This is a genomic window from Wenyingzhuangia gracilariae, assembly GCF_056387575.1.
Window position 1 is genome coordinate 3,361,106 of sequence record NZ_CM150748.1, and the last position, 20,905, is coordinate 3,382,010.

At 31.5% G+C, this 20,905-nt stretch carries 18 protein-coding genes, 1 tRNA gene and 1 pseudogene; 15 read left to right on the top strand and 5 right to left on the bottom strand.

Annotation, left to right across the window (positions count from 1 at the left end; translation table 11 throughout):
• Positions 1-82: 82 nt before the first annotated feature.
• The gene (lpxK, locus tag ACY2IJ_RS14695; RefSeq protein WP_476725070.1) at positions 83-1,102 is read left to right on the top strand and encodes a tetraacyldisaccharide 4'-kinase; all 1,020 of its coding nucleotides are present in this window, start codon (positions 83-85) and stop codon (positions 1,100-1,102) included.
• Here lpxK and ACY2IJ_RS14700 read toward each other — a convergent pair.
• Together ACY2IJ_RS14700 and ACY2IJ_RS14705 are read right to left on the bottom strand one after the other, a co-directional pair.
• Positions 1,097-1,513: a hypothetical protein gene (locus ACY2IJ_RS14700; protein ID WP_476725071.1), complete on the bottom strand. Its 417-nt coding sequence runs from the start codon at positions 1,511-1,513 to the stop codon at positions 1,097-1,099. The genes lpxK and ACY2IJ_RS14700 overlap by 6 nt on opposite strands.
• A gap of 69 nt (positions 1,514-1,582) precedes the next feature.
• Complete coding sequence (locus tag ACY2IJ_RS14705; RefSeq protein WP_476725072.1) at positions 1,583-2,770, bottom strand: AIR synthase related protein; 1,188 nt, start codon at positions 2,768-2,770, stop codon at positions 1,583-1,585.
• Between the two features lie 292 nt (positions 2,771-3,062).
• On the opposite strand from ACY2IJ_RS14705, the gene ACY2IJ_RS14710 reads away from it, so the two are divergent.
• The 13 genes and pseudogenes from ACY2IJ_RS14710 to ACY2IJ_RS14770 all read left to right on the top strand — a co-directional run bounded on the left by ACY2IJ_RS14710 (position 3,063) and on the right by ACY2IJ_RS14770 (position 17,648).
• Positions 3,063-4,082: a glutamine synthetase beta-grasp domain-containing protein gene (locus ACY2IJ_RS14710; RefSeq protein ID WP_476725073.1), complete on the top strand. Its 1,020-nt coding sequence runs from the start codon at positions 3,063-3,065 to the stop codon at positions 4,080-4,082.
• A gap of 240 nt (positions 4,083-4,322) precedes the next feature.
• Positions 4,323-4,925, top strand: coding sequence for a M90 family metallopeptidase (locus ACY2IJ_RS14715; RefSeq protein ID WP_476725074.1), 603 nt, complete (start codon positions 4,323-4,325; stop codon positions 4,923-4,925).
• Between the two features lie 86 nt (positions 4,926-5,011).
• Positions 5,012-6,664, top strand: coding sequence for an FAD-dependent oxidoreductase (locus tag ACY2IJ_RS14720; RefSeq protein ID WP_476725075.1), 1,653 nt, complete (start codon positions 5,012-5,014; stop codon positions 6,662-6,664).
• A gap of 76 nt (positions 6,665-6,740) precedes the next feature.
• Positions 6,741-7,160, top strand: coding sequence for an HYC_CC_PP family protein (locus ACY2IJ_RS14725; protein WP_476725076.1), 420 nt, complete (start codon positions 6,741-6,743; stop codon positions 7,158-7,160).
• Positions 7,161-7,269: 109 nt separating this feature from the next.
• Positions 7,270-10,998 (top strand): efflux RND transporter permease subunit, encoded by a 3,729-nt coding sequence (locus tag ACY2IJ_RS14730; RefSeq protein ID WP_476725077.1) that lies wholly within the window; start codon positions 7,270-7,272, stop codon positions 10,996-10,998.
• Positions 10,995-12,230, top strand: a complete 1,236-nt coding sequence (locus ACY2IJ_RS14735; protein WP_476725078.1) for a TolC family protein — start codon at positions 10,995-10,997, stop codon at positions 12,228-12,230. Before ACY2IJ_RS14730 ends, ACY2IJ_RS14735 begins: the two co-directional genes overlap by 4 nt.
• 2 nt (positions 12,231-12,232) lie before the next feature.
• Positions 12,233-12,946, top strand: coding sequence for a heavy-metal-associated domain-containing protein (locus ACY2IJ_RS14740; RefSeq protein ID WP_476725079.1), 714 nt, complete (start codon positions 12,233-12,235; stop codon positions 12,944-12,946).
• 11 nt (positions 12,947-12,957) lie between these two features.
• Entirely contained in the window at positions 12,958-14,670 is a 1,713-nt protein-coding gene (locus ACY2IJ_RS14745) for an efflux RND transporter periplasmic adaptor subunit (RefSeq protein WP_476725080.1), read from the top strand.
• 18 nt (positions 14,671-14,688) lie between these two features.
• Positions 14,689-15,072 carry a heavy-metal-associated domain-containing protein gene (locus tag ACY2IJ_RS14750; RefSeq protein WP_476725081.1) on the top strand — a complete coding sequence of 128 codons (384 nt, stop codon included), beginning with the start codon at positions 14,689-14,691 and terminating at the stop codon, positions 15,070-15,072.
• A gap of 130 nt (positions 15,073-15,202) precedes the next feature.
• Positions 15,203-15,763, top strand: a complete 561-nt coding sequence (locus ACY2IJ_RS14755) for a TetR/AcrR family transcriptional regulator (RefSeq protein ID WP_476725082.1) — start codon at positions 15,203-15,205, stop codon at positions 15,761-15,763.
• A gap of 99 nt (positions 15,764-15,862) precedes the next feature.
• Positions 15,863-16,228 carry a DsrE family protein gene (locus ACY2IJ_RS14760; protein WP_476725083.1) on the top strand — a complete coding sequence of 122 codons (366 nt, stop codon included), beginning with the start codon at positions 15,863-15,865 and terminating at the stop codon, positions 16,226-16,228.
• A gap of 56 nt (positions 16,229-16,284) precedes the next feature.
• Positions 16,285-17,208 carry a hypothetical protein gene (locus tag ACY2IJ_RS14765; protein ID WP_476725084.1) on the top strand — a complete coding sequence of 308 codons (924 nt, stop codon included), beginning with the start codon at positions 16,285-16,287 and terminating at the stop codon, positions 17,206-17,208.
• A 29-nt stretch (positions 17,209-17,237) separates the two neighbouring features.
• Positions 17,238-17,648: pseudogene (locus ACY2IJ_RS14770) on the top strand (nuclear transport factor 2 family protein).
• A gap of 69 nt (positions 17,649-17,717) precedes the next feature.
• Here ACY2IJ_RS14770 and ACY2IJ_RS14775 read toward each other — a convergent pair.
• The gene (locus ACY2IJ_RS14775; protein WP_476725085.1) at positions 17,718-18,701 is read right to left on the bottom strand and encodes an aldo/keto reductase; all 984 of its coding nucleotides are present in this window, start codon (positions 18,699-18,701) and stop codon (positions 17,718-17,720) included.
• A 153-nt stretch (positions 18,702-18,854) separates the two neighbouring features.
• Positions 18,855-18,927 (bottom strand) — tRNA-Phe (locus ACY2IJ_RS14780).
• Positions 18,928-19,133: 206 nt separating this feature from the next.
• Here ACY2IJ_RS14780 and bshA point away from each other — a divergent pair.
• Positions 19,134-20,270, top strand: coding sequence for an N-acetyl-alpha-D-glucosaminyl L-malate synthase BshA (bshA, locus tag ACY2IJ_RS14785; RefSeq protein WP_476725086.1), 1,137 nt, complete (start codon positions 19,134-19,136; stop codon positions 20,268-20,270).
• Between the two features lie 81 nt (positions 20,271-20,351).
• Here the strand turns inward: bshA and ACY2IJ_RS14790 are convergent, their stop codons facing one another.
• The gene (locus tag ACY2IJ_RS14790) at positions 20,352-20,867 is read right to left on the bottom strand and encodes a DUF2892 domain-containing protein (protein WP_476725087.1); all 516 of its coding nucleotides are present in this window, start codon (positions 20,865-20,867) and stop codon (positions 20,352-20,354) included.
• Between the last annotated feature and the right edge of the window lie 38 nt (positions 20,868-20,905).

The window sequence follows — 20,905 nt, forward strand, 5'->3', positions numbered from 1 at the left end:
AAATACAGATTTTGTTCTATTTGTTGTTTGTAGAACGGAATTGTTTTAGTTTTGAATGCACTATTCATTTCTAAATAAAACCATGCGCTTGATTCCAATTTTAAGAATATTTCTGTTCCCTTTGTCGGTGCTTTATGGAATTATTGTATCTGTTAGAAACCTGTTGTATGATTATGAATGGTTATCTTCTACCAAATTTGACATTCCGTTAATAACAGTGGGAAATTTAAGTGTAGGGGGAACAGGTAAAACCCCTCAAATAGAATATTTAATTCGTTTGTTGCAAAATAATTATTCGGTAGCTGTTTTAAGTAGAGGTTATAAAAGAAAAAGTAAAGGTTTTGTGTTAGGAAATTCAAAATCGACCGTATTAGATTTGGGTGATGAGCCTTTTCAATACCATCAAAAATTTGATAAAATACATGTAGCAGTTGATGGAAATAGGGTAGAAGGAGTGAAACAACTAAGAACGTTACAACCCAATACTGATGTTGTTTTGTTGGACGATGCTTATCAACATAGAAAAATTAAAGCAGGTTTTCAAATTTTATTAAGTTCTTACGATAGCTTATTTTACAATGATTTTATGATGCCTACAGGGAATTTACGTGAATTATGGTGGGGTAAAAAAAGAGCCAATTGTATTGTGGTAACTAAGTGCCCAGAGGATTTATCAGAAAAAGAGCAAACTAAAATTGTAAAAAGGATTTGTCCGACTATGCATCAGCAAGTTTATTTTACTAAAATTGGTTATGGAGCTAATGTTTTAGGTTTTAAAGAAATTGCTTTGAATCAATTGATTGAAAATAGGCTAGTCTTAATTACAGGAATTGCCAAACCTAAGCCTTTGGTAGCTTATTTAGAAAGTTTGGGAGCTGCTTTTGAGCACTTAAACTTTCCAGATCATCATCATTTTACCAAAGAGGAATTAACAATTATTAAAGAAAAAGCAAAACACAGTAAAATAATAACAACAGAAAAGGACTATGTCCGTTTAGAAAACCAAATTTCTGAATTGTATTATTTGCCTATTGAAACTTGTTTCCTAAATCATAAATCAAGCTTTGATCTGCAGATTCTAAATTTTGTGAAAGGGTTATGATCTTTCTTTTGCTGTTAAATTGATAAAACAAGGAGTAATTGTTTTTTTGTCTTCATCTACTTGTAAAAAAGCGGTTCCTAAATCTCCACTTTTCCATTTAGCATATTCACTAGAAGTACCAGCTATGTAACATTTTAAGTAATGATTTTCTAATTCATCTTGTATGTTCTTAATACTAAGGTTTTTAGTCTTTTTTATGAATTTAGAAACGTTAAAAGAGCTTTCTTCTGTAATCGCATTTAGTATCGCTAGTGCATAATTATCACCATTTTGATGCGTAAAAATAGAACCGTTTTCGTAATGTGTTCTGTATTCTAAAATTTCAACTTGTTCAAAAGCAACATTAGGCTCATCCAATATGGCAATTTTACTAAGGGTATTGTTGATGTAGTTTTCTATTTCTGGTTTCATAATAAAGTAATTTCATAAAAAAAGCTATCTATAAATTTATAGATAGCTTTTTAATATTGTATAAGTTTTTTAGTAGTTAAAAACTCCAAATTCACTAGAAATCTCTAAAGATTTAGTTCCTTCTGTTTTAGGAGCTTCTACACGACCAATAATTTTAGCATCTACATTAAAAGATTTTGAAATGGCAATAATATCTTCTGCAATTTCAGCAGGAACATATATTTCCATTCTGTGCCCCATGTTAAATACTTGATACATTTCTTTCCAATCTGTACCAGAATTTTCTTGAATCAATTTAAATAATGGTGGTACATCAAACATGTTGTCTTTTACAATATGTAGGTTTTCTACAAAATGTAAAATTTTTGTTTGAGCTCCTCCAGAACAGTGTACCATTCCGTGTACTTCTTGTGGTGTATATTTAGCTAAAATAGCTTTAATAATTGGAGCGTACGTTCTTGTTGGCGATAGTACCAATTTACCAGCATCAATAGGAGAACCTTCTACAGTATCTGTTAATTTTGTGTTTCCAGAATACACCAATTCATCTGGTACAGCTGCATCAAAACTTTCAGGATATTTTTCTGCTAAATATTTATGGAAAACATCGTGTCTTGCAGAAGTCAATCCGTTAGATCCCATTCCTCCATTGTAACCTTTTTCATAAGTAGCCTGACCAAAAGATTCTAGTCCTACAATAACATCACCAGGCTGAATGTTTGCATTGTTTACAACATCGCTGCGTTTCATTCTAGCAGTAACAGTTGAGTCTACAATAATAGTTCTTACCAAATCTCCAACATCAGCAGTTTCACCTCCTGTAGAATGAATGGTTACTCCAAATTCTTTTAATTCAGCTAATAACTCTTCCGTTCCGTTAATAATTTCAGAAATTACTTCTCCAGGAATTAAATTTTTATTTCTACCTATAGTAGATGATAGCATAATGTTATCGGTAGCTCCTACACATAGCAAATCATCAATATTCATAATTAAAGCATCTTGTGCAATTCCTTTCCAAACAGATGCATCACCCGTTTCTTTCCAGTACATATAGGCCAAAGAAGATTTTGTTCCAGCACCATCTGCGTGCATAATCAAACAATAATCCTTATCGTTTGTTAAATAATCAGGAACAATTTTGCAAAATGCTTTCGGAAACAAGCCTTTGTCAACATTTTTTATTGCATTGTGAACATCTTCTTTAGAAGCGGATACTCCACGTTGGCTATATCTTTTACTTACTTCAGAACTCATAAATTATAAATTAAGGTATTTTAATGGTGGTGCAAATTTAGTTATTTGATTTTTATCAGCCCTAATAAAAAGCAATAAGGTTTAAAACTGTTAAAAGTCAGTTTGTTTTATGGGATTAACACTAGATTAATGTTTGGGTATTGATAATTTAATATATGTTTTTTTACGAATTAGTGAAAAATCGAAATACTACGTAAAAATACGTAGTATTTCGATTGGCTGTTCGAATAATTATTTTATATTTGCTTTCGTTAAGATAAAAAGAAACTTTTATTAAATATAATATTTTATTATGGCTAAAATTAAATTAGAGTACATCTGGTTAGATGGATACTATCCAACTCAAAACTTAAGAAGTAAAACTAAGGTTGAAGAACACGAAAATTTTCAAGGAACTTTAGAAGAATTAGGAGATTGGTCTTTTGATGGTTCATCTACGTTACAAGCAGAAGGTGGTTCTTCTGACTGTATTTTAAAGCCAGTAGCAATTTACCCAGATCCTGCAAGAATTAACGGATGGTTGGTAATGACAGAAGTTTACAACGCTGATGGAACTCCACACGAGTCTAACGGACGTGCTACTATAGATGATGATAATGATGATTTCTGGTTTGGATTTGAGCAAGAATACTTTATCATGGATACTGAAACTGAATTACCTTTAGGATTCCCAAGAGGAGGATACCCTAAACCACAAGGTATGTACTACTGTTCAGTAGGTGGAAAAAATACTCACGGACGTGATTTAGTTGAAGAGCACGCTGATTTATGTATTGAAGCTGGATTGAACTTTGAAGGAATTAACCAAGAGGTTGCTTCTGGACAATGGGAATTCCAATTGTTTGCAAAAGGAGCTAAAAAAGCTGGAGATGAAATTTGGATTGCTCGTTACTTATTAGACCGTTTAACAGAAGGTCGTGGAATGTACATTGAGTATCACCCAAAACCATTAGGTAAAGATATGGACTGGAATGGTTCTGGTATGCACGCAAACTTCTCTAACTCTGTGTTAAGAGAGTGTGGTTCTAAAGAAAAATATGCTGAAATTTGTGAGGCTTTCCGTCCTTTCGTAAAAGAACACATTGAAGTATATGGAGAGTTTAACGATCAACGTTTAACTGGTAAACACGAAACTGCTGCGATTACTGATTTCTCTTGGGGAGTTTCAGATAGAGGAGCATCTATCCGTATTCCAATTATCGCTGTAGAAAAAGGATACAAAGGATGGTTAGAAGATCGTCGTCCTGCTTCTAACGGAGACCCATACAAAATTGCTGCACGTATTATTAAAACAGTTAAAACTGTTTGCTAATAATAAGCACTATAAAATTTATAAAGCCCTGCAAAGTTGCAGGGCTTTTTTTATGGATATAAATGAGTAGTTTTAGCTTATGATTTTATTTTTAATAATTGCATTTGTTTTAAGTTGGGGTATCTATAGTTATAGAACTTCAAAATCTAATAAAAACAGAAAAATACCTAAAGACTTACATGGTTTGTTGTTAGCAAATGTGCTGTTTTATCAAAAGTTAACCTCAGATCCTGAAAAAAATTGTTCAGAGAAAGAATACATGTTTTTTTAAAAGAAACCTATATAGAAGCAGTCGGTTTTCAATTAGAAGATTTAGACATTGCATTGGTGGCTGCTAGTGCTATAATTCCTGTTTTTTATTTTAAAGAATGGAAATATTACAATTTAACAACTGTTTTATTGTACCCAGATTATTTTGACAAAGATTTAAATTACATAAAAGAAAATAGGAATATTGGAGGTTTAGTGGGTACAGGAAGGTTTAAAAACCAAATGATATTATCTAGAAAGGCATTACATTATGGTTTTAAAAATAGAACAGATAAGAACAATACAGGAATACACGAATTTGTTCATTTGATAGATATGTTAGATGGAAGTATAGATGGAGTTCCAAGTATACTTTTATCGAATAGTTATGCACTTCCTTGGTTAGATTTAATTCATAAGGAGATGGAAATTATCAATAAAGACCAGTCAGATATACGCGCTTATGGAGGTACAAATCAACAAGAATTTTTTGCCGTTGCTGCAGAATATTTTTTTGAGCGACCAGATCTTTTAAAACGAAAGCATCCTGATTTGTATAAAATGATGGAATTGTGTTTTCATCAAAAACAATAATAAATACTATTTGGTCTTTTATGTGACTTTTGTTACTGTGTACTTTTCTTTTGGCGATTAGATTTGTCATAAGAAAACTATAGAAAATGAAATTAGATATTATTGTAATAGGTGGCTTGTCTGCAGGACCATCTGCAGCAGCAAAAGCAAGAAGACAAAACGAGAATGCCAACATAAAAATGTTTGAAAAGTGTAGAAACATTAGTTATGCTACTTGTGGGATTCCTTATGCCTTGTCTGGGGTTATTAAAACCAGAGAAAAATTATTAGTGGTAGAGGCTGACTTGCTTAGAGATAGATTTAATATTGACGTACATTTAGAAGAGGAAGTGATTGATATTTTACCTGATGCGCATAAAATAGTGACTACAAAAGCTACTTATAGCTACGATAAATTAATTTTTACTACCGGAGCTAAAACCGTAGTTCCTAAAATTACCAATTTAGAAAGAGCTCTCAATTGGTCTCCTTGTAGAACTTTGGAAGATTTTGATAAAATCATGAAAAAAGGAGCGATTGATGAAGCTGAACATATTACCATTATGGGGGCAGGTTTGATTGGTGTAGAGGTTGTAGAAAATTTGATTGAGTTAGGTAAAAAAGTAACTCTTATAGAAGGAGGAAGTGGAGTGTTGCCTATGTGGAGTTCTAAATTTAGAAAGTTTGCTCAAAACACTTTAGAAGCTCATGGAGTAGAGGTAATTACCAATACGTTTGTTAAGCAGGTAATGGTAAAAGAGGGAGTTATAACAGAAATAGTAACTCCGTTAAAAAACGTTGCTACAGACTTTTTAATTATGAGTGTGGGTATTAAACCCAATACCGATTTGTTAGTTGCTAAAGGAGCAGATCATATAAAAAATGGAGCTTTAAAGGTAAACGAAAAAATGGAAACATCTTTACCAGATATTTATGCAGCTGGAGATTGTGCAAGTATTAAAAATACACAAACCAATGAACATGATTATTTGCCTTTAGGAACACATTCTAACAAAGGAGGAAGAACAGCAGGAGCAAATGCAGCAGGAGGAAATCAAACTTTTAAAGGAGGTTACAAAACAGCCATTGTTCAGGTTTTTGAAAACGTATTAGGAAGAACAGGTATGTCTTTGGATTATTTAATTAAAAATAAAATAGATTTTAAAACCAATTTAATTATTACAGGAGCTACACCAGGATATTTTCCAAATCAAAAAGATTTAATAATAGAAACTTATTACGATTCTAATACAGGCAAAATATTAGGATGCGAAGCTTATGGAGAACATGGAGTAGATAAAAGAATTGATGTGATGAGTACGGCTATATATGCAGGGCTAACAATACAAGATTTAACCAACTTAGATTTGGCTTATGCACCTCCATTTTCTCCGGCAAAAGATCCGGTTGTTGTTGCTGGTTTTGTTAGTTCTAATGCTTTAAATGATGGGTATAAAGAAATTTCGGCAGAAGATTTACAATTAAAAATAGAACATTTGTCTAAAGATCGTTATCAGTTAATAGATGTAAGAACAGCTTTAGAAATTGCAGAAAATGGTAAAATTCAGAGAAGTATCAACATTCCATTAGATGAAATTAGAACTTTTGATTTTACTGCTTTTGATCAACAAAAAGAAACCATTGTGTATTGTGCTAAAGGAATGAGAGGATATTTAGCTTTTTTACAACTAAAATCAAAAGGGTTTACAAATATTAAAAATATGTCAGGTGGATACAAAATTTGGAGTTTGTTAAATTAAAGTGTTGATTGACAGTTGACAGTAGTTTTTTTACTTTAGTAAGACAAAGTTTAATATCTTTTGTATTTTTGTAACAATGAAACTAATAATCCAGAAAATATTGTCCCTGTTTATGGCATTTGTGGTGTTTGTCTCCACGGTGTCTTTTGCTATAGATATGCATTATTGCGGCGATGTGTTAATGGATGCTGCTGTTTTTAAACAAGTAACATCTTGTGGAATGGAAAAAACAGTTTCTCATCAAGAAAAACAGAAATGTGCAGAAGTTTATAACAATTGCTGTAGTGAAAAACAAGTTGTTGTTAACGGGCAAGAAGAGCTGCAACTTTCTATCACTAATATATCTTTAGAAAAACAATTATTTATAGTTGCTTTTTTAAACTCTTATCATTATTTACTACCTACTTTTTCAAAAAAAGTAAATAGCAGTTATACAGAACCCTCTAGTTCTGCAACACGGTTACTCTATAAAATAAACGAGTCTTATTTAATTTGATATTTAAACAATAAAAACAGTTTTCATCCTAAGAATTTATTTTTTTAAGGATGTGTTATTGTATGAGGTGTTTTTACATCTATTTTTAATTGTTTAAGAATCTAAAATAATGTTAAATAAGGCTATAAAATTTTTAATAGAAAACAAATTAGTTGCCGTTTTATTTCTATTGTTTTTAATAGGATGGGGAATCATAAGTTCTCCGTTTAATTGGAACATAGGGTTGTTGCCTAACAACTCTGTAGCTGTAGATGCAATTCCAGATATTGGAGAAAATCAGCAGATTGTTTTTACTCGTTGGGAAGGTCGTTCGCCACAAGATATAGAAGATCAAATTACTTACCCTTTAACTACGTCTTTATTGGGAATGCCAGGTGTAAAAACCATTAGAAGTTCCTCAATGTTTGGAGTTTCTGTAGTTTATATCATTTTTGATGAAGATGTAGAGTTTTATTGGAGTAGAAGTCGAATTTTAGAAAAACTAAATTCATTACCCAATCAATTATTACCAGACAATGTACACCCAACCTTAGGCCCCGATGCTACAGGATTGGGACAAATATACTGGTACACATTAGAAGGACGTGACCAAAACGGTCATGTAACAGGAGGCTGGGATTTACAAGAACTCCGAAGCATTCAAGATTTTTATGTAAAATATGCATTATCCGGAGCAAGAGGTGTTTCCGAAGTGGCTTCAATAGGAGGTTTTGTACAAGAATATCAAATAGATGTACAACCAGAATTAATGAGACAATATGGAATAGACTTGTCTCAGGTAGTTAAAGCTGTTAAAGAAAGTAACAAAGATATTGGAGCACAAACATTAGAAATTAATAGAGTTGAATATTTGGTGAGAGGTCTAGGGTATGTTCAATCAATATCTGACATAGAAAATGCAGTGGTTACTTCACAAAATTACAAAGCAATTAGAATAAAAGATATTGCTAAAGTGTCCATTGGACCTGCATCCCGAAGAGGTATTCTTGATAAAGAAGGAGCAGAGGTTGTAGGAGGTGTGGTTGTTGCTAGGTATGGAGCCAATCCTATGGAAGTAATTAATAATGTTAAAGAAAAAATATCGGAATTAAGCAAAGGGCTTCCTTCTAAAGTATTGGCAGATGGTAGAACTTCTCAATTAACAGTAGTTCCTTTTTATGATAGAACAGACTTGATAAAAGAAACATTAGGCACCTTAAATGAAGCGCTTGGTTTAGAAATTTTAATTACTGTATTGGTTATTGTTTTTATGGTTTTTAATTTAAAAGCTTCGGTATTAATTTCAGGATTATTACCTGTAGCAGTACTTATGGTGTTTATAGCTATGAAAATTTTTAAGGTAGATGCCAATATTGTTGCTTTATCAGGAATAGCTATTGCCATTGGAACTATGGTAGATGTTGGAGTAATTTTATCAGAAAATATAATTAGACATCTCAACGAAGAAAAAGAAAAAAAGAACATAGGTAAGCAGAAAAAAACAATCAATAAAATTGTTTACAATGCAACTTCCGAAGTGTCTGGAGCAATAATAACAGCAGTACTTACAACAGTGGTTAGCTTTATTCCGGTATTTACAATGATAGGTGCAGAGGGAAAACTTTTTAAACCTTTAGCATATACCAAAACGTTTGCTTTGTTAGCTTCTATACTTGTTGCTTTGTTTTTAATTCCTCCTTTTGCAGCGTTTTTATTTCGTAAAAAAAAGATGAAATTAAGTGTTACATACCTGCTGAATATTCTTTTAATTTTAATAGGAATATTTGGTATAGTAAAAGGTTTTTGGTTAGGAGTAACATTGGTTGTATTTGCAACAGCTAATCTTTTAAATACCAAAAATAAAATAACAAACCCACAAACAAGTTTTACACATATTATTGTTTCAGGAATAACTATTGTGTTTTTATTGGCAGAGTATTGGAAACCTTTAGGCATTACAAAAAATTATTTTTTAAATGTTGTTTTTGTAGGGACTATATGCTTTGTTTTGTTAGGAGTATTATATGTGTTTAGGTATTATTATACACGTATTTTAAGGTGGTGTTTAGATTATAAACTATTGTTTTTAACAGTGCCTGTCGTGATTGTAACTCTAGGTTTCTTTATCATGAAAAACACCCAAAAAGAGTTTATGCCTTCTTTAAATGAGGGAACATTTTTGTTAATGCCCACTTCAATGCCTCATGCAGGTGTAGAAGAGAACAAAAGAGTGCTACAGCAATTAGACATGGCAGTAGCAAATATTCCTGAAATAGAAACTGTTGTAGGAAAAGCTGGAAGAACGTCATCTGCCTTAGATCCAGCCCCTTTATCTATGTACGAAAACATTATTCAGTACAAACCAGAATACAAAGTAAACAGCAAAGGAAAACCTGTTCGATACAAAGTAAATAAACAAGGTTTATTTGTCTTAAAAACGGGAGAGATGGTAGCGAATCCAAATACCGTAAAAGGGGCAAAAATGTCTAATATTCATACAAACGATTTAATTCCTGATAAAAAAGGGGAATATTATAGAAATTGGAGACCTCAAATAACATCACCTAATGATATATGGAACGAAATTGTACATGCAACAAAGTTACCAGGAATTACATCGGCACCTAAATTACAACCCATAGAAACTCGATTAATTATGTTGCAAACAGGAATGAGAGCTCCTATGGGAATAAAAATTAAAGGACAAAGTTTGTCAGAAATTGAAGCTTTAGGAGTTGAATTAGAAAATTTGTTAAAACAAGTAAAAGGAGTTAAGCAACAAGCTGTGTTTGCTGATAGAATAATAGGAAAACCTTATGTGTTAATAGAAATAGATAGAGAAAAAATAGCACGATACGGAGTTCGGATACAACAAGTACAAGATTTGTTAAAAGTAGCTGTAGGAGGAAATATATTAACATATACAGTAGAGGGAAGAGAGCGTTATGGTGTACGAGTACGTTACCCTAGGGAAATGAGATCGGATCCTACTGATTTGAAAAATATTTATGTACCAATTAAGCACGGAGTTTCTGTTCCGTTAAGTGAGTTGGCCACACTTAAATACGAACAAGGACCTCAGGTAATTAAAAGTGAAGATACTTTTTTAGTAAGTTATGTTTTGTTTGATAAAGAAGAAGGGTTTTCTGAAGGAGCTGTGGTTCAAAACGCACAAGATTATATGCAACAACAAATAGAATCAGGAATGTTAAAAATTTTTAAAGGGGTTAGTTATCAATTTACAGGAACTTATGAAAATCAAATAAGAGCAGAAAAAACATTAATGTTTGTAGTGCCTTTGGCTTTAGGGATTATTTTTTTCATTCTGTATTTTCAGTTTCGTTCTGTGGCTACATCTTTAATGGTTTTTAGCGGTATAGCCGTTGCTTTTGCAGGTGGTTTTATAATGATTTGGTTGTACGGGCAAGATTGGTTTTTGAATGTTCATTTTTTAGGACAAAATTTAAGAGATCTCTTTCAAATACATACCATAAACCTTAGTGTAGCTGTATGGGTTGGGTTTATTGCGCTTTTTGGAATAGCAACAGATGATGGTGTGGTAATGGCTACGTATTTAACACAAACATTTAAAAAAAATGAGCCTAAAAATAACAACGATGTAAAAACTTTAGTTGTAGAAGCTGGTGAAAAACGAATTAGACCTTGTTTAATGACTACTGCAACTACCATTTTAGCTCTTTTGCCAGTTTTAACATCAACAGGACGTGGTAGCGACATTATGATTCCTATGGCTATTCCTAGTTTTGGAGGAATGTTAGTTGCTTTAATTACTTTGTTTGTAGTACCTGTATTGTATTGCTGGAAAGCTGAGTTGAATTTAAAAAATAAAAGGAAATGATGTTTCTATTAAAAAATATAAAAAAAATACCTTTTTGTATATGTATGCTTTTGGTTACCAACCTATGTGCACAGGAATTAGATGTAATAATACAAGAAGCTTTGGTCAATAATCTTAACATTAAAAAACAAGAATTGAGCTATAAAATTACGGCAGAAAAAGAAAATGAAGTGGATTATTTACCCAATACAGATGTTAGCGTTGGCTATTTTATAAGCGAACCAGAAACAAGAACAGGTGCTCAACAATACAAAGTATCTGCCAAGCAAATGTTTCCGTGGTTTGGTAGTGTAACAGCAAGAAAAAATTACGCAACATCTTTAACAAATCTAAGATATCAGGAAGTAGCTATTGCCCAAAGAAAATTAATGGTTTTGGTTTCTCAAGTTTATTATCATTTGTATAAAAATAAAGCTCAACAAAAAGTAGTAATGCAGTATATAGGTTTGTTGAAAACCTATAAAAAACTGCTTTTGTCTAAAGTAGAAACGAATCAATCTACAGTGGTAGATGTACTTCGCTTAGAAGTTCAGCTAAACAAGGCAAAAGAACGAAAGCAAATTTTACATCAACATTACATAGCAGAACAAATAAGATTAAAAAACATTTTAAATAGAAAAAGCAATAAAGAAATAATTGTTGTAGATACATTAATGATGCCTTCTGTAGAGTTTGATGAAGCATCAAAAAAAATAGAACTGCATCCAGAATTAGTAAAGTATGATAAAATGTACAAGTCTATAGAAGAATTAGAGTTGCTAAACAACAAACAAAGCAAACCTTTATTAGGTGTGGGAATAGATTATGTAAATGTTGTTAAAAGACCTAACATGAATTTTGTAGACAATGGTAAAGATATTGTTATGCCTATGGTTTCTGCTTCTATTCCTTTATTTACCAAACAATACAAATCAAAAAGTAAACAAAACAAACTGCATCAGCAAGAAGTATTGTTAGAAAAACAAGAACGATACAATGCTTTAAACACACTATTAAATAAATCAATTACAGAAAGAACGTCGGCAAGGATTCAATATGAAACACAGCTTAAAAATGTAATTCAAACAAGCAATGCGTTAAAAATTTTAATAAAAAGTTATGAAACAGCAAAGGTTGATTTTACCGAATTATTAGAGGTTCAAGAGTTACAACTTAATTTTAAAATAAAGCAAATAGAAGCTATAAAAGACTATTATATACAAACTACAATTATTAATTATTTAACATTATAATTATGAAACAGAAATATAGTATTAAAGGAATGACATGCCAAAACTGTAAAAGTTCGGTAGAAAAATACATACAAGAAATAGAGGGAGTTTTAGAGGTAAATGCCAATTTAGAAAAAAAGGAATTGGACATTACAACTACAAACCCTATTGCTATAGACAAACTACAAGCGGTATTACCTCAAAAATATATTTTAGAAGCACAACAGAAAAAGAAAGAGTTTACAGAGGTTTCTGGTCTAGAAAAAAGTAAGTTTCAACAATTAAAGCCCTTGTTTTTAATTTTAAGTTACATCAGCATTGCCAGTGTGCTAATGCATTATAAAGATTGGAGTTGGACAGAATTTATGTTAGATTTTATGGGCTTGTTTTATATAGTTTTTAGCTTTTTTAAAATGTTAGATTTAAAAGGATTTCCTGATTCTTTTAGAATGTACGATCCTTTGGCTAAAAAAATATCTGTGTATGCTAAAATATATCCGTTTATAGAAACCATATTGGGAGTTCTGTTTTTAATGCGTTTTCAAATAACATTAGCTTTGGTAATTACACTTGTTGTTTTAGGAATTACAACCATAGGTGTTACCCAAACGTTGTTAAATAAAAAATCAATACGATGTGCTTGTTTAGGTACAGCCTTAAAATTACCAATGACCGAAGCTACATTTATAGAAAATGCAATTATGATTGTAATGGCTTTGCTAATGTTAACCGTATAAATAAAGTACTAATGAAAAATAATAACATCATTATTTATGCCTGTTTGCTTTTAATAGGAGTATTTGTTGGTTGGTTGCTTTTTGGTGCTTCTATTCGTAATAATACAAATCATAAGCACGAGCATTCTACAGAAAAAAAGGAACAATGGACGTGTTCTATGCATCCACAAATTATGCAGCCAGAGCCAGGGAATTGTCCTATTTGTGGTATGGAATTAGTTCTTGCAAATAGCGTAAAAGAAGACTTGTTACCCAATCAGTTTAGGTTAACAAATAATGCTATGGCTTTGTCTAATATTCAAACCACAATAGTAGATATAGAACTGTCAAAAGAATCAGAAATAGAACTTTCAGGTACATTAACAGAAAACCAAACAACAACAATTGCTTTTCCTGCTCATTTTAATGGAAGAATAGAAAAACTCTATGTAAGTTACAAAGGGCAAAAGGTAACAAAAGGACAGGTAGTAGCAAGTGTGTATGCTCCAGAATTAATTACAGCACAACAAGAACTTTTAACAGCACATCAGTTAAAAGAAATACAGCCAGAACTGTACAAGTCTGTTAAAAGAAAATTGCTTAACTGGAAAATAACAGAAGCACAAATAGATGAAATTATTAACAATCAAAAAGCGCAACCTGTTTTTAATATTTATGCACACCACTCGGGTATCGTATCAGAAATTATGGTGCACCAAGGAGATCATATTATGGATGGACATGCAATTTTTAAAATGGCTAATTTAGAAACCATTTGGGCAAATTTTGATGTGTATGAAAATCAGATTGATTTGTTTAAAATAGGCCAGAATGTTACTGTAACAACACTCAATACTCATAAAAATTACAAAGGTGTTTTAAGTTTTGTAGATGCTGTTTTAAATAACAATACCCGTACCTTAAATGTTAGAGTAGAACTTAAAAATCCACAAGAAATATTAAAGCCGGGAATGTTTGTAAAAGGAAAAATAAGTTTACAGTCAACAACAAATAATCAAAAAATAATAATTCCTCAATCTGCTGTTTTATGGACAGGTAAACGCTCTGTAGTGTATCTTAAAACACATGCAGATGAACCCATTTTTGAAATGAAAGAAATTACAATAGCAAACAAAATAGGTACAAATTATGAAGTTTTAGAAGGTCTTAATGTTGGAGATGAAATAGTAACCAATGGTACATTTACAGTTGATGCAGCAGCTCAATTACAAGGAAAAAAATCGATGATGAATAGAGATTTAAAAGCTAACAAACATAAAATAGTAGATGTATCTCCAAAATTTAAAACGTACTTACATAAGGTGTTTTTTAGTTATTTGGAACTTCAACAAGCATTGTTAAAGAATAATAAAACTCTTAAAACTGAAAAAGCAAAAGAGATACTAGTGCAAATAGAAAACATGAATTCTTTTGCCTTTAAAAATGTCAATGCTAAAGAACAATGGAAACAATTAAGCAAGGATTTAATGTTAAATGTAAATGGCATAGCAACAAACTCTACGGACAAAGAGACCTACACATATTTTAATAAATTTACATTAGAATTAATTAAAACAATAGAGTTGTTTGGAACTCCACAAAAAGTATATGTGGATTATTGTCCTATGGCAATAGAAAATAAAATAGGGGGACATTGGTTAAGTGTAGATAAAGAAATTGTAAACCCATATTTTAAAGGCAATATGTTAGGTTGTGGAGAAATTCAACAAATCATAGAAAAATAATCATCAAATTATAATATAATGAAAAAAGTAATTTTAAGTATGTTAGTTGTTGCAACTTTAGGTTTTGTTAGTTGTAAAAACAGTCAAAAAAATACATCAGAAACAACAGAAGTTACAGCAAGTACCTCCACAAGCTTTGGGGTAAGAGGAAACTGTGCAATGTGTAAAAAAACAATCGAAAATGCAGCCAACAGCGTAGACGGTGTTACAAGTGCAGTGTGGAGTGTTAAAGAAAAGAAAATAGACGTATTGTATGATTCTTCTATAACAGATGAAAGTTCTATTCATAAAGCCATTGCCGCATCTGGTTACGATACAGATAAAGAACAAAGAGTGGCTTCGGCTTATGAAAATTTACCAGGTTGCTGTCAATACAGTTCAGACATGAAAATGGGAAAATAAAAACAAAAAACCACAACAATTTAGTTGTGGTTTTTTGTTGTAACAATTTTAATGTAAGTTTTTAATGTTTTAAAGAACTAATAAATTAAATTAACCGAACGATTGTTCTGAAATTAATTATATTTGCCATATGAGACCACAAAAAGTAAATGATATAGAGTTGTTAGGCAGATTAATGTCTGTAATACGATCTAAAGGCTATGACGGTGCTAGTTTGAATGAATTAGCAGAAGCTTCGGGGTTAAAAAAAGCAAGTTTGTATCATCGTTTTCCAGGAGGTAAAAAAGATATTGTCTTGGCGGTTTTAGGTTTTGTAGAAGATTGGTTTCAAAGTAAAATACAAACTATTGTAGATGATGATAAGCTTACCAAACAAGAAAAATTACATACAGTTGTAGACAACATTAATGGTTTGTATAATTGTGGTGTAGAGTCTTGTGTTGTTGGAGCATTAACCTTAGGTGGTGGATTGGCACATTTTACAGATGAGTTAAAAGTTGGAATAGAAAGTTGGATTGCATCGTTTTCTAAAATAGGAGTAGAGTTTGGCTTTACAGAGCAAGAGTCACATCAAAAAGCAATACAAGTTTTGGTTAAAATACAAGGATCTTTAATAGTGTCTAAAGCATATGGAAATACCAATCCATTTAATAATGCATTACAAGAAATTAAAGAATTATATGAAGGCTAAAAAAATTTAATCAAATATTTTACCGAACGTTCTGTAATAAATTAAAAAAAAGACGAACTAATAAAATAAATTATTCATTAATTAATAAAATCAAGTAAAATGAGCAAAGTAGCAATTGTATTATTATCAGATCCAAAATCAGGATCAGAAGAGTCTTTAGGAAGATTATTTAACGCGTTGGCAGCAGTATATGAATACAAACAAGCAAACAAAGAAGTAAAAATAATTTTTCAAGGTACGGGAACAAGGTGGCCAGAAGTATTGCAAAATGAAGCACACCCAGCACATAAAATATTTAAAGAAATTGAAGATAAAGTAGAAGGAGTGTCTAGTGCTTGTGCAGATGTTTGGGGTGCAAATGCATCGGGATTTGATTTGTTAGGAGAGAATAAAATACCAAATACTACAGGAGTATCAAGTTTTTTAAAGCTTGAACAAGATGGATACAAGGTGTTAATTTTTTAATAAAATATTAAACCTATCTATTAGATAATAGATAGGTTTTTTAGAACTTAAATATCATGGAAAGTATTTTTAATCAAGGAGAACTAGAAATTCAAGAAAAACTTGGAGTAAGACAAATTGCTGAACAAATAGGAAAGTCTTTTACTAATAAAATTATAAAAGGAGCAGTTCCGTTTATAGAAAATCAGACCATGGTTATTGTTAGTACTACAGATGCAAATGGAAGAATGTGGACGTCTATTTTATTAGGAGTATCTGGTTTTATAAAGGTAATAGAACAAGACAAACTTTGTTTGGATTTGATAAAAGTACTTAGTGACAAAGAAGATATTTTTTATAGGAATATTCAATCGGATCAACACATTGGGTGTTTGTTTATAGAACTGTCTACGCGTAGAAGATATAGAGTAAACGGAACTGCAAAGTTGATAGATACTAAAATTTATTTAAATGTTATAGAAGCATATCCTAACTGTCCAAAATACATTCAACAACGTATCAAAAACAAACCAAACCAAATTTATAAAATTCCAGCTGCTAAAAAACAAGGCACAATGCTAAATACATCTTTAAAACAATGGATAGTAAATGCAGACACTTTATTTGTAGGGAGTAGTGGATTAAATGGCAGAACAGATGCATCGCATAGAGGAGGTCCTAGTGGTTTTGTGGAATGGATGGATGAAAGTACGTTAAAAATTCCAGATTACAGAGGCAACAATTTATATAATACTTTAGGGAATTTTATAGAAAACCCCAAAGGAAGTTTATTGTTTATTGATTTTGAAAAAAATAAAACATTACAATTAACAGGAACATCTAAAATTAAAACAGATTTAAATGATCAAAAAGAACTAGAAAAATCTGGAGGAACAGGTAGGTTTTGGTTTTTTACAATAGAAAGTTGGATAGAAACAGAAAACCATCATAATACAGAATGGGATTTTGTTAGTTATTCTAAATACAATCCAAAATATTAAATTTATATATACATAAAACAAAGAAGATTATGGAACAGAAACACCCTTTACCACCGTTTACAGAAGAAACGGCAAAGCAAAAGATTCAAATGGCAGAAGATGCTTGGAATTCTAAAGATCCCGTAAAAGTATCTAAAGCATATACTGTAAATAGCGAATGGAGAAATAGAGACACATTTGTTAATGGAAGAGACGAAATACAGGCTTTTCTACAAAACAAATGGACCAAAGAATAAGACTACAAGTTAAAGAAAGAATTGTGGGCTTTTACAGAGAACAGAATTGCGGTGCGTTTTGAATATGAATACAGAAATATAGAAGGACAGTGGTTTAGAGCATATGGAAATGAAAACTGGGAATTTGACGAGAATGGACTGATGCAAAAACGTTTTGCAAGTATCAATGATTTGGCAATTGAAGAGAAGGATAGAAAACTCTAAGATGAAAAAACATCCAGCTTCACAAATTTGTGAAGCTGGATGTTTTTCTAAGTACCGTTTGTTAAAGCTTTAATAAGCTCCTCTAATGTGTTGATGTATATTATCTGAGTAAAATCCTTCAAGTTCTTGCATAAGTTCATCAGAAAGTGAAGGTAGTGTACTTACTTTAGCATTTGCTCCAATGTGTTTTGATGAGCTAGCTCCAGGAATAATGGTAGTTACTTCTTTATGATCTAAAATCCAACGAAGAGACATTTCCGTAATAGACATAGACTCAGGACAAAAAGAGTGTAGTTCGTTTGAAAGTTTTACACCTGTTTTAAATGGGATACCCGCAAAAGTCTCTCCAACGTTAAACAGCTCTCCATTCTGATTGAAATTTCTATGGTCTTCTTCATGAAAAATAGTGTCTTTAGTAAATTTTCCAGTTAACAAACCACTAGCTAATGGCAAACGCACTATAATCCCTACACCTTTTTTAGCTGCTTGAGGGAGTAGTTCTTTTGTGAGTTTTTGTCGGAAAATATTATAGATGACTTGTAGAGATTGCAAACCTTCTTGTTCAATACACAACAACCCTTCTTCTACTGTTTCTACACTAGCTCCGAAGTGGGCTATTTTCCCCTCTTCTTTTAAAGTTCTTAACCAGTTGAAAATATCTCCTTTTTTTAATTCCTCTATAGGAATACAGTGGAGTTGTAATAAATCTATACAATCTGTACCTAACCTTTTCCTAGAAGCATCTACGCTCTCTCTTAGGTTTTGTTCTGTGTAGTTGTCTGGAAAAACTCCCTGCTGGCGACCATATTTGGTAGCAACTTTGATCTCTAAATTACGTTGTTTTAAAAACTCACCAATCAATTCTTCGCTTTTACCATCTCCGTATACATTTGCTGTATCAAAAAAAGTAACCCCATTTTTAACTGCTTCGTCAAGTATTTCAAAAGCTTGTTCTTTGTTAAGGTTACTTCCCCAGTTTCCTCCAATTTGCCAGCATCCAAGGCCTACTTCACTAATCAAAAGATTGCTGTGCCCTAAGTTTCTTTTTTTCATTCTGATTAATAGTTGTAAAAAGAGTTATTTATAAATTATTGTTTGTCTAAAGTTAGTTTTTTTGTAGTAAACCTTTTAGTCCTAAAGTTTAAGGATAGTCATTGATATAGTTTTAATAAAAAAACCGTTTCTAAAAAGAAACGGTTTTTTATGTGGTGCCTCCAGGAATCGAACCAGGGACACAAGGATTTTCAGTCCTTTGCTCTACCAACTGAGCTAAGGCACCATGCTTAACTTAGCGGTTGCAAAAATAATCTTTTTTATAGATAAATAAAGGATTTTGCACTTAAAAATTTAACTTTTTTACAGAAAGATAAATATCTATTTCATACTGAGGTTTTTAGCTGTAATCTTTTTTTTGAAAGAAGATTATTTTTGTCTAAGCCGTAAGTTAGCGGTACTTTTACGAACATATATAGAAACTTTTTAAATATGCGTATAGGAGTTGTTTGTTATCCTACCTTTGGAGGGAGTGGAGTAGTAGCTACAGAAATAGGAATGGCTTTGGCTAACAAAGGCTATGAAGTTCATTTTATTACTTACAATCTACCTGTTAGGTTAGATTTAATTTCTAGTGGAATTCATTTTCATCAGGTACAAATAGAGGAGTATTCTTTATTTCATTACCAACCCTATGAGCTTGCATTGTCCAGTAAAATGGTTCAGGTTGCCGAAAAATACAATTTAGAATTATTACACGTGCATTATGCAATTCCACATGCTTATGCTGCTTACATGGCCAAACAAATGTTGCGTGAAAAAGGAATTGATATTAGAGTAGTAACTACCTTACATGGTACAGACATTACCTTGGTAGGTAGCCATCCTAATTACAAAACAGCTGTAGAGTTTAGCATCAATCATTCTGATGTGGTAACGACTGTATCTAAAAGTTTAAGAGATGATACTTTCCGTTTGTTTGACATAAATAGAGAGATTGAAGTTGTTTACAATTTTATAGAAATAGATAAATATGCCAAACATCCTATTGGTGGGGCAGATTGCGAACGAGGAAGTATTGCCACAGAAGATGAATTTATTCTAACTCATATTAGTAATTACAGACCCGTTAAAAGAGCAAAAGATGTGGTAAAGATTTTTGCCAAGGTTTTAGAAAAAAAGCCTGCAAAATTAATGTTGGTTGGTCAAGGACCAGATATGATAGAGGTAAAACGTTTGGCCAGAGAGTTGGGAGTTTTTGATAAAATTTTATTTTTAGGGAATAGTCTAGAGGTTAATAAAATACTTTGTTATTCAGATGTGTTTATTCTACCTTCAAAATCTGAAAGTTTTGGATTGGCAGCTTTAGAAGCTATGGCAGCTAAAACTCCAGTAATATCTACAAACACAGGAGGTTTGCCAGAGGTAAATATACATGGAGTTACAGGTTTTTTAAGCGATGTTAAAGATGTGAATGATATGGCTAAGAACACCTTAAAATTGATAGAAAATAAAGAAGTATTAAATACGTTTAAAGAAAACGCATTTGAAAGAGCTAAAACTTTTAGTATAGATCAGGTATTACCGCAATATGAAGCTATTTATAAAAGTTTGGTAGTACCAGCCTAAGTTTATTTAAATGCAATACATTAAAAAAAGGTCTTTATGAATTTTCATAAAGACCTTTTTTAATAGATGTATGTTTACTAATTAGATTTTTTTCATTTGATCTTTCATCAACTTAATTTGATCAGAAAGCATTCCATGTTTGTCTAATTTTTTAGCCTCATTTAACAACGTAGTTGCTTCTCTTTTTCTACGTTTGCTCATGGCAATACCTGCTAAGTTTAATTTAGCCATAGCAATATCATGCCCCATACGAAGTCCAATATTTAAAGCTTTCTTTAATAGCTTTTCTCCTTGAGTCATGTTTTTTTGTACTACCATTAACCCTTGCAAATAGTAGTAATATGCTTGTTGAGAAGTAATTAAAGCCATTTCTGGGTTTTTAATTTTATTTAGCCACTTTTCAGTTCCTTCTAAATTTTGTTTTCTCATTTGTAAAAATGCCAATAATAAAATTTCATTTTTAAAGTATAAGAAGATAAAAATTCCTGCCAATAAAAGTAATAAAATACCATTTCCGATATTTTCATCAATAAATTGTAAAACAGCTAATACTGTTACTCCTGCTGCTAAAACTAGTTTTAAATATTTGTGAAACATGTTTATTGTTTGTAATTATAAGATTTGCGAATTTACAT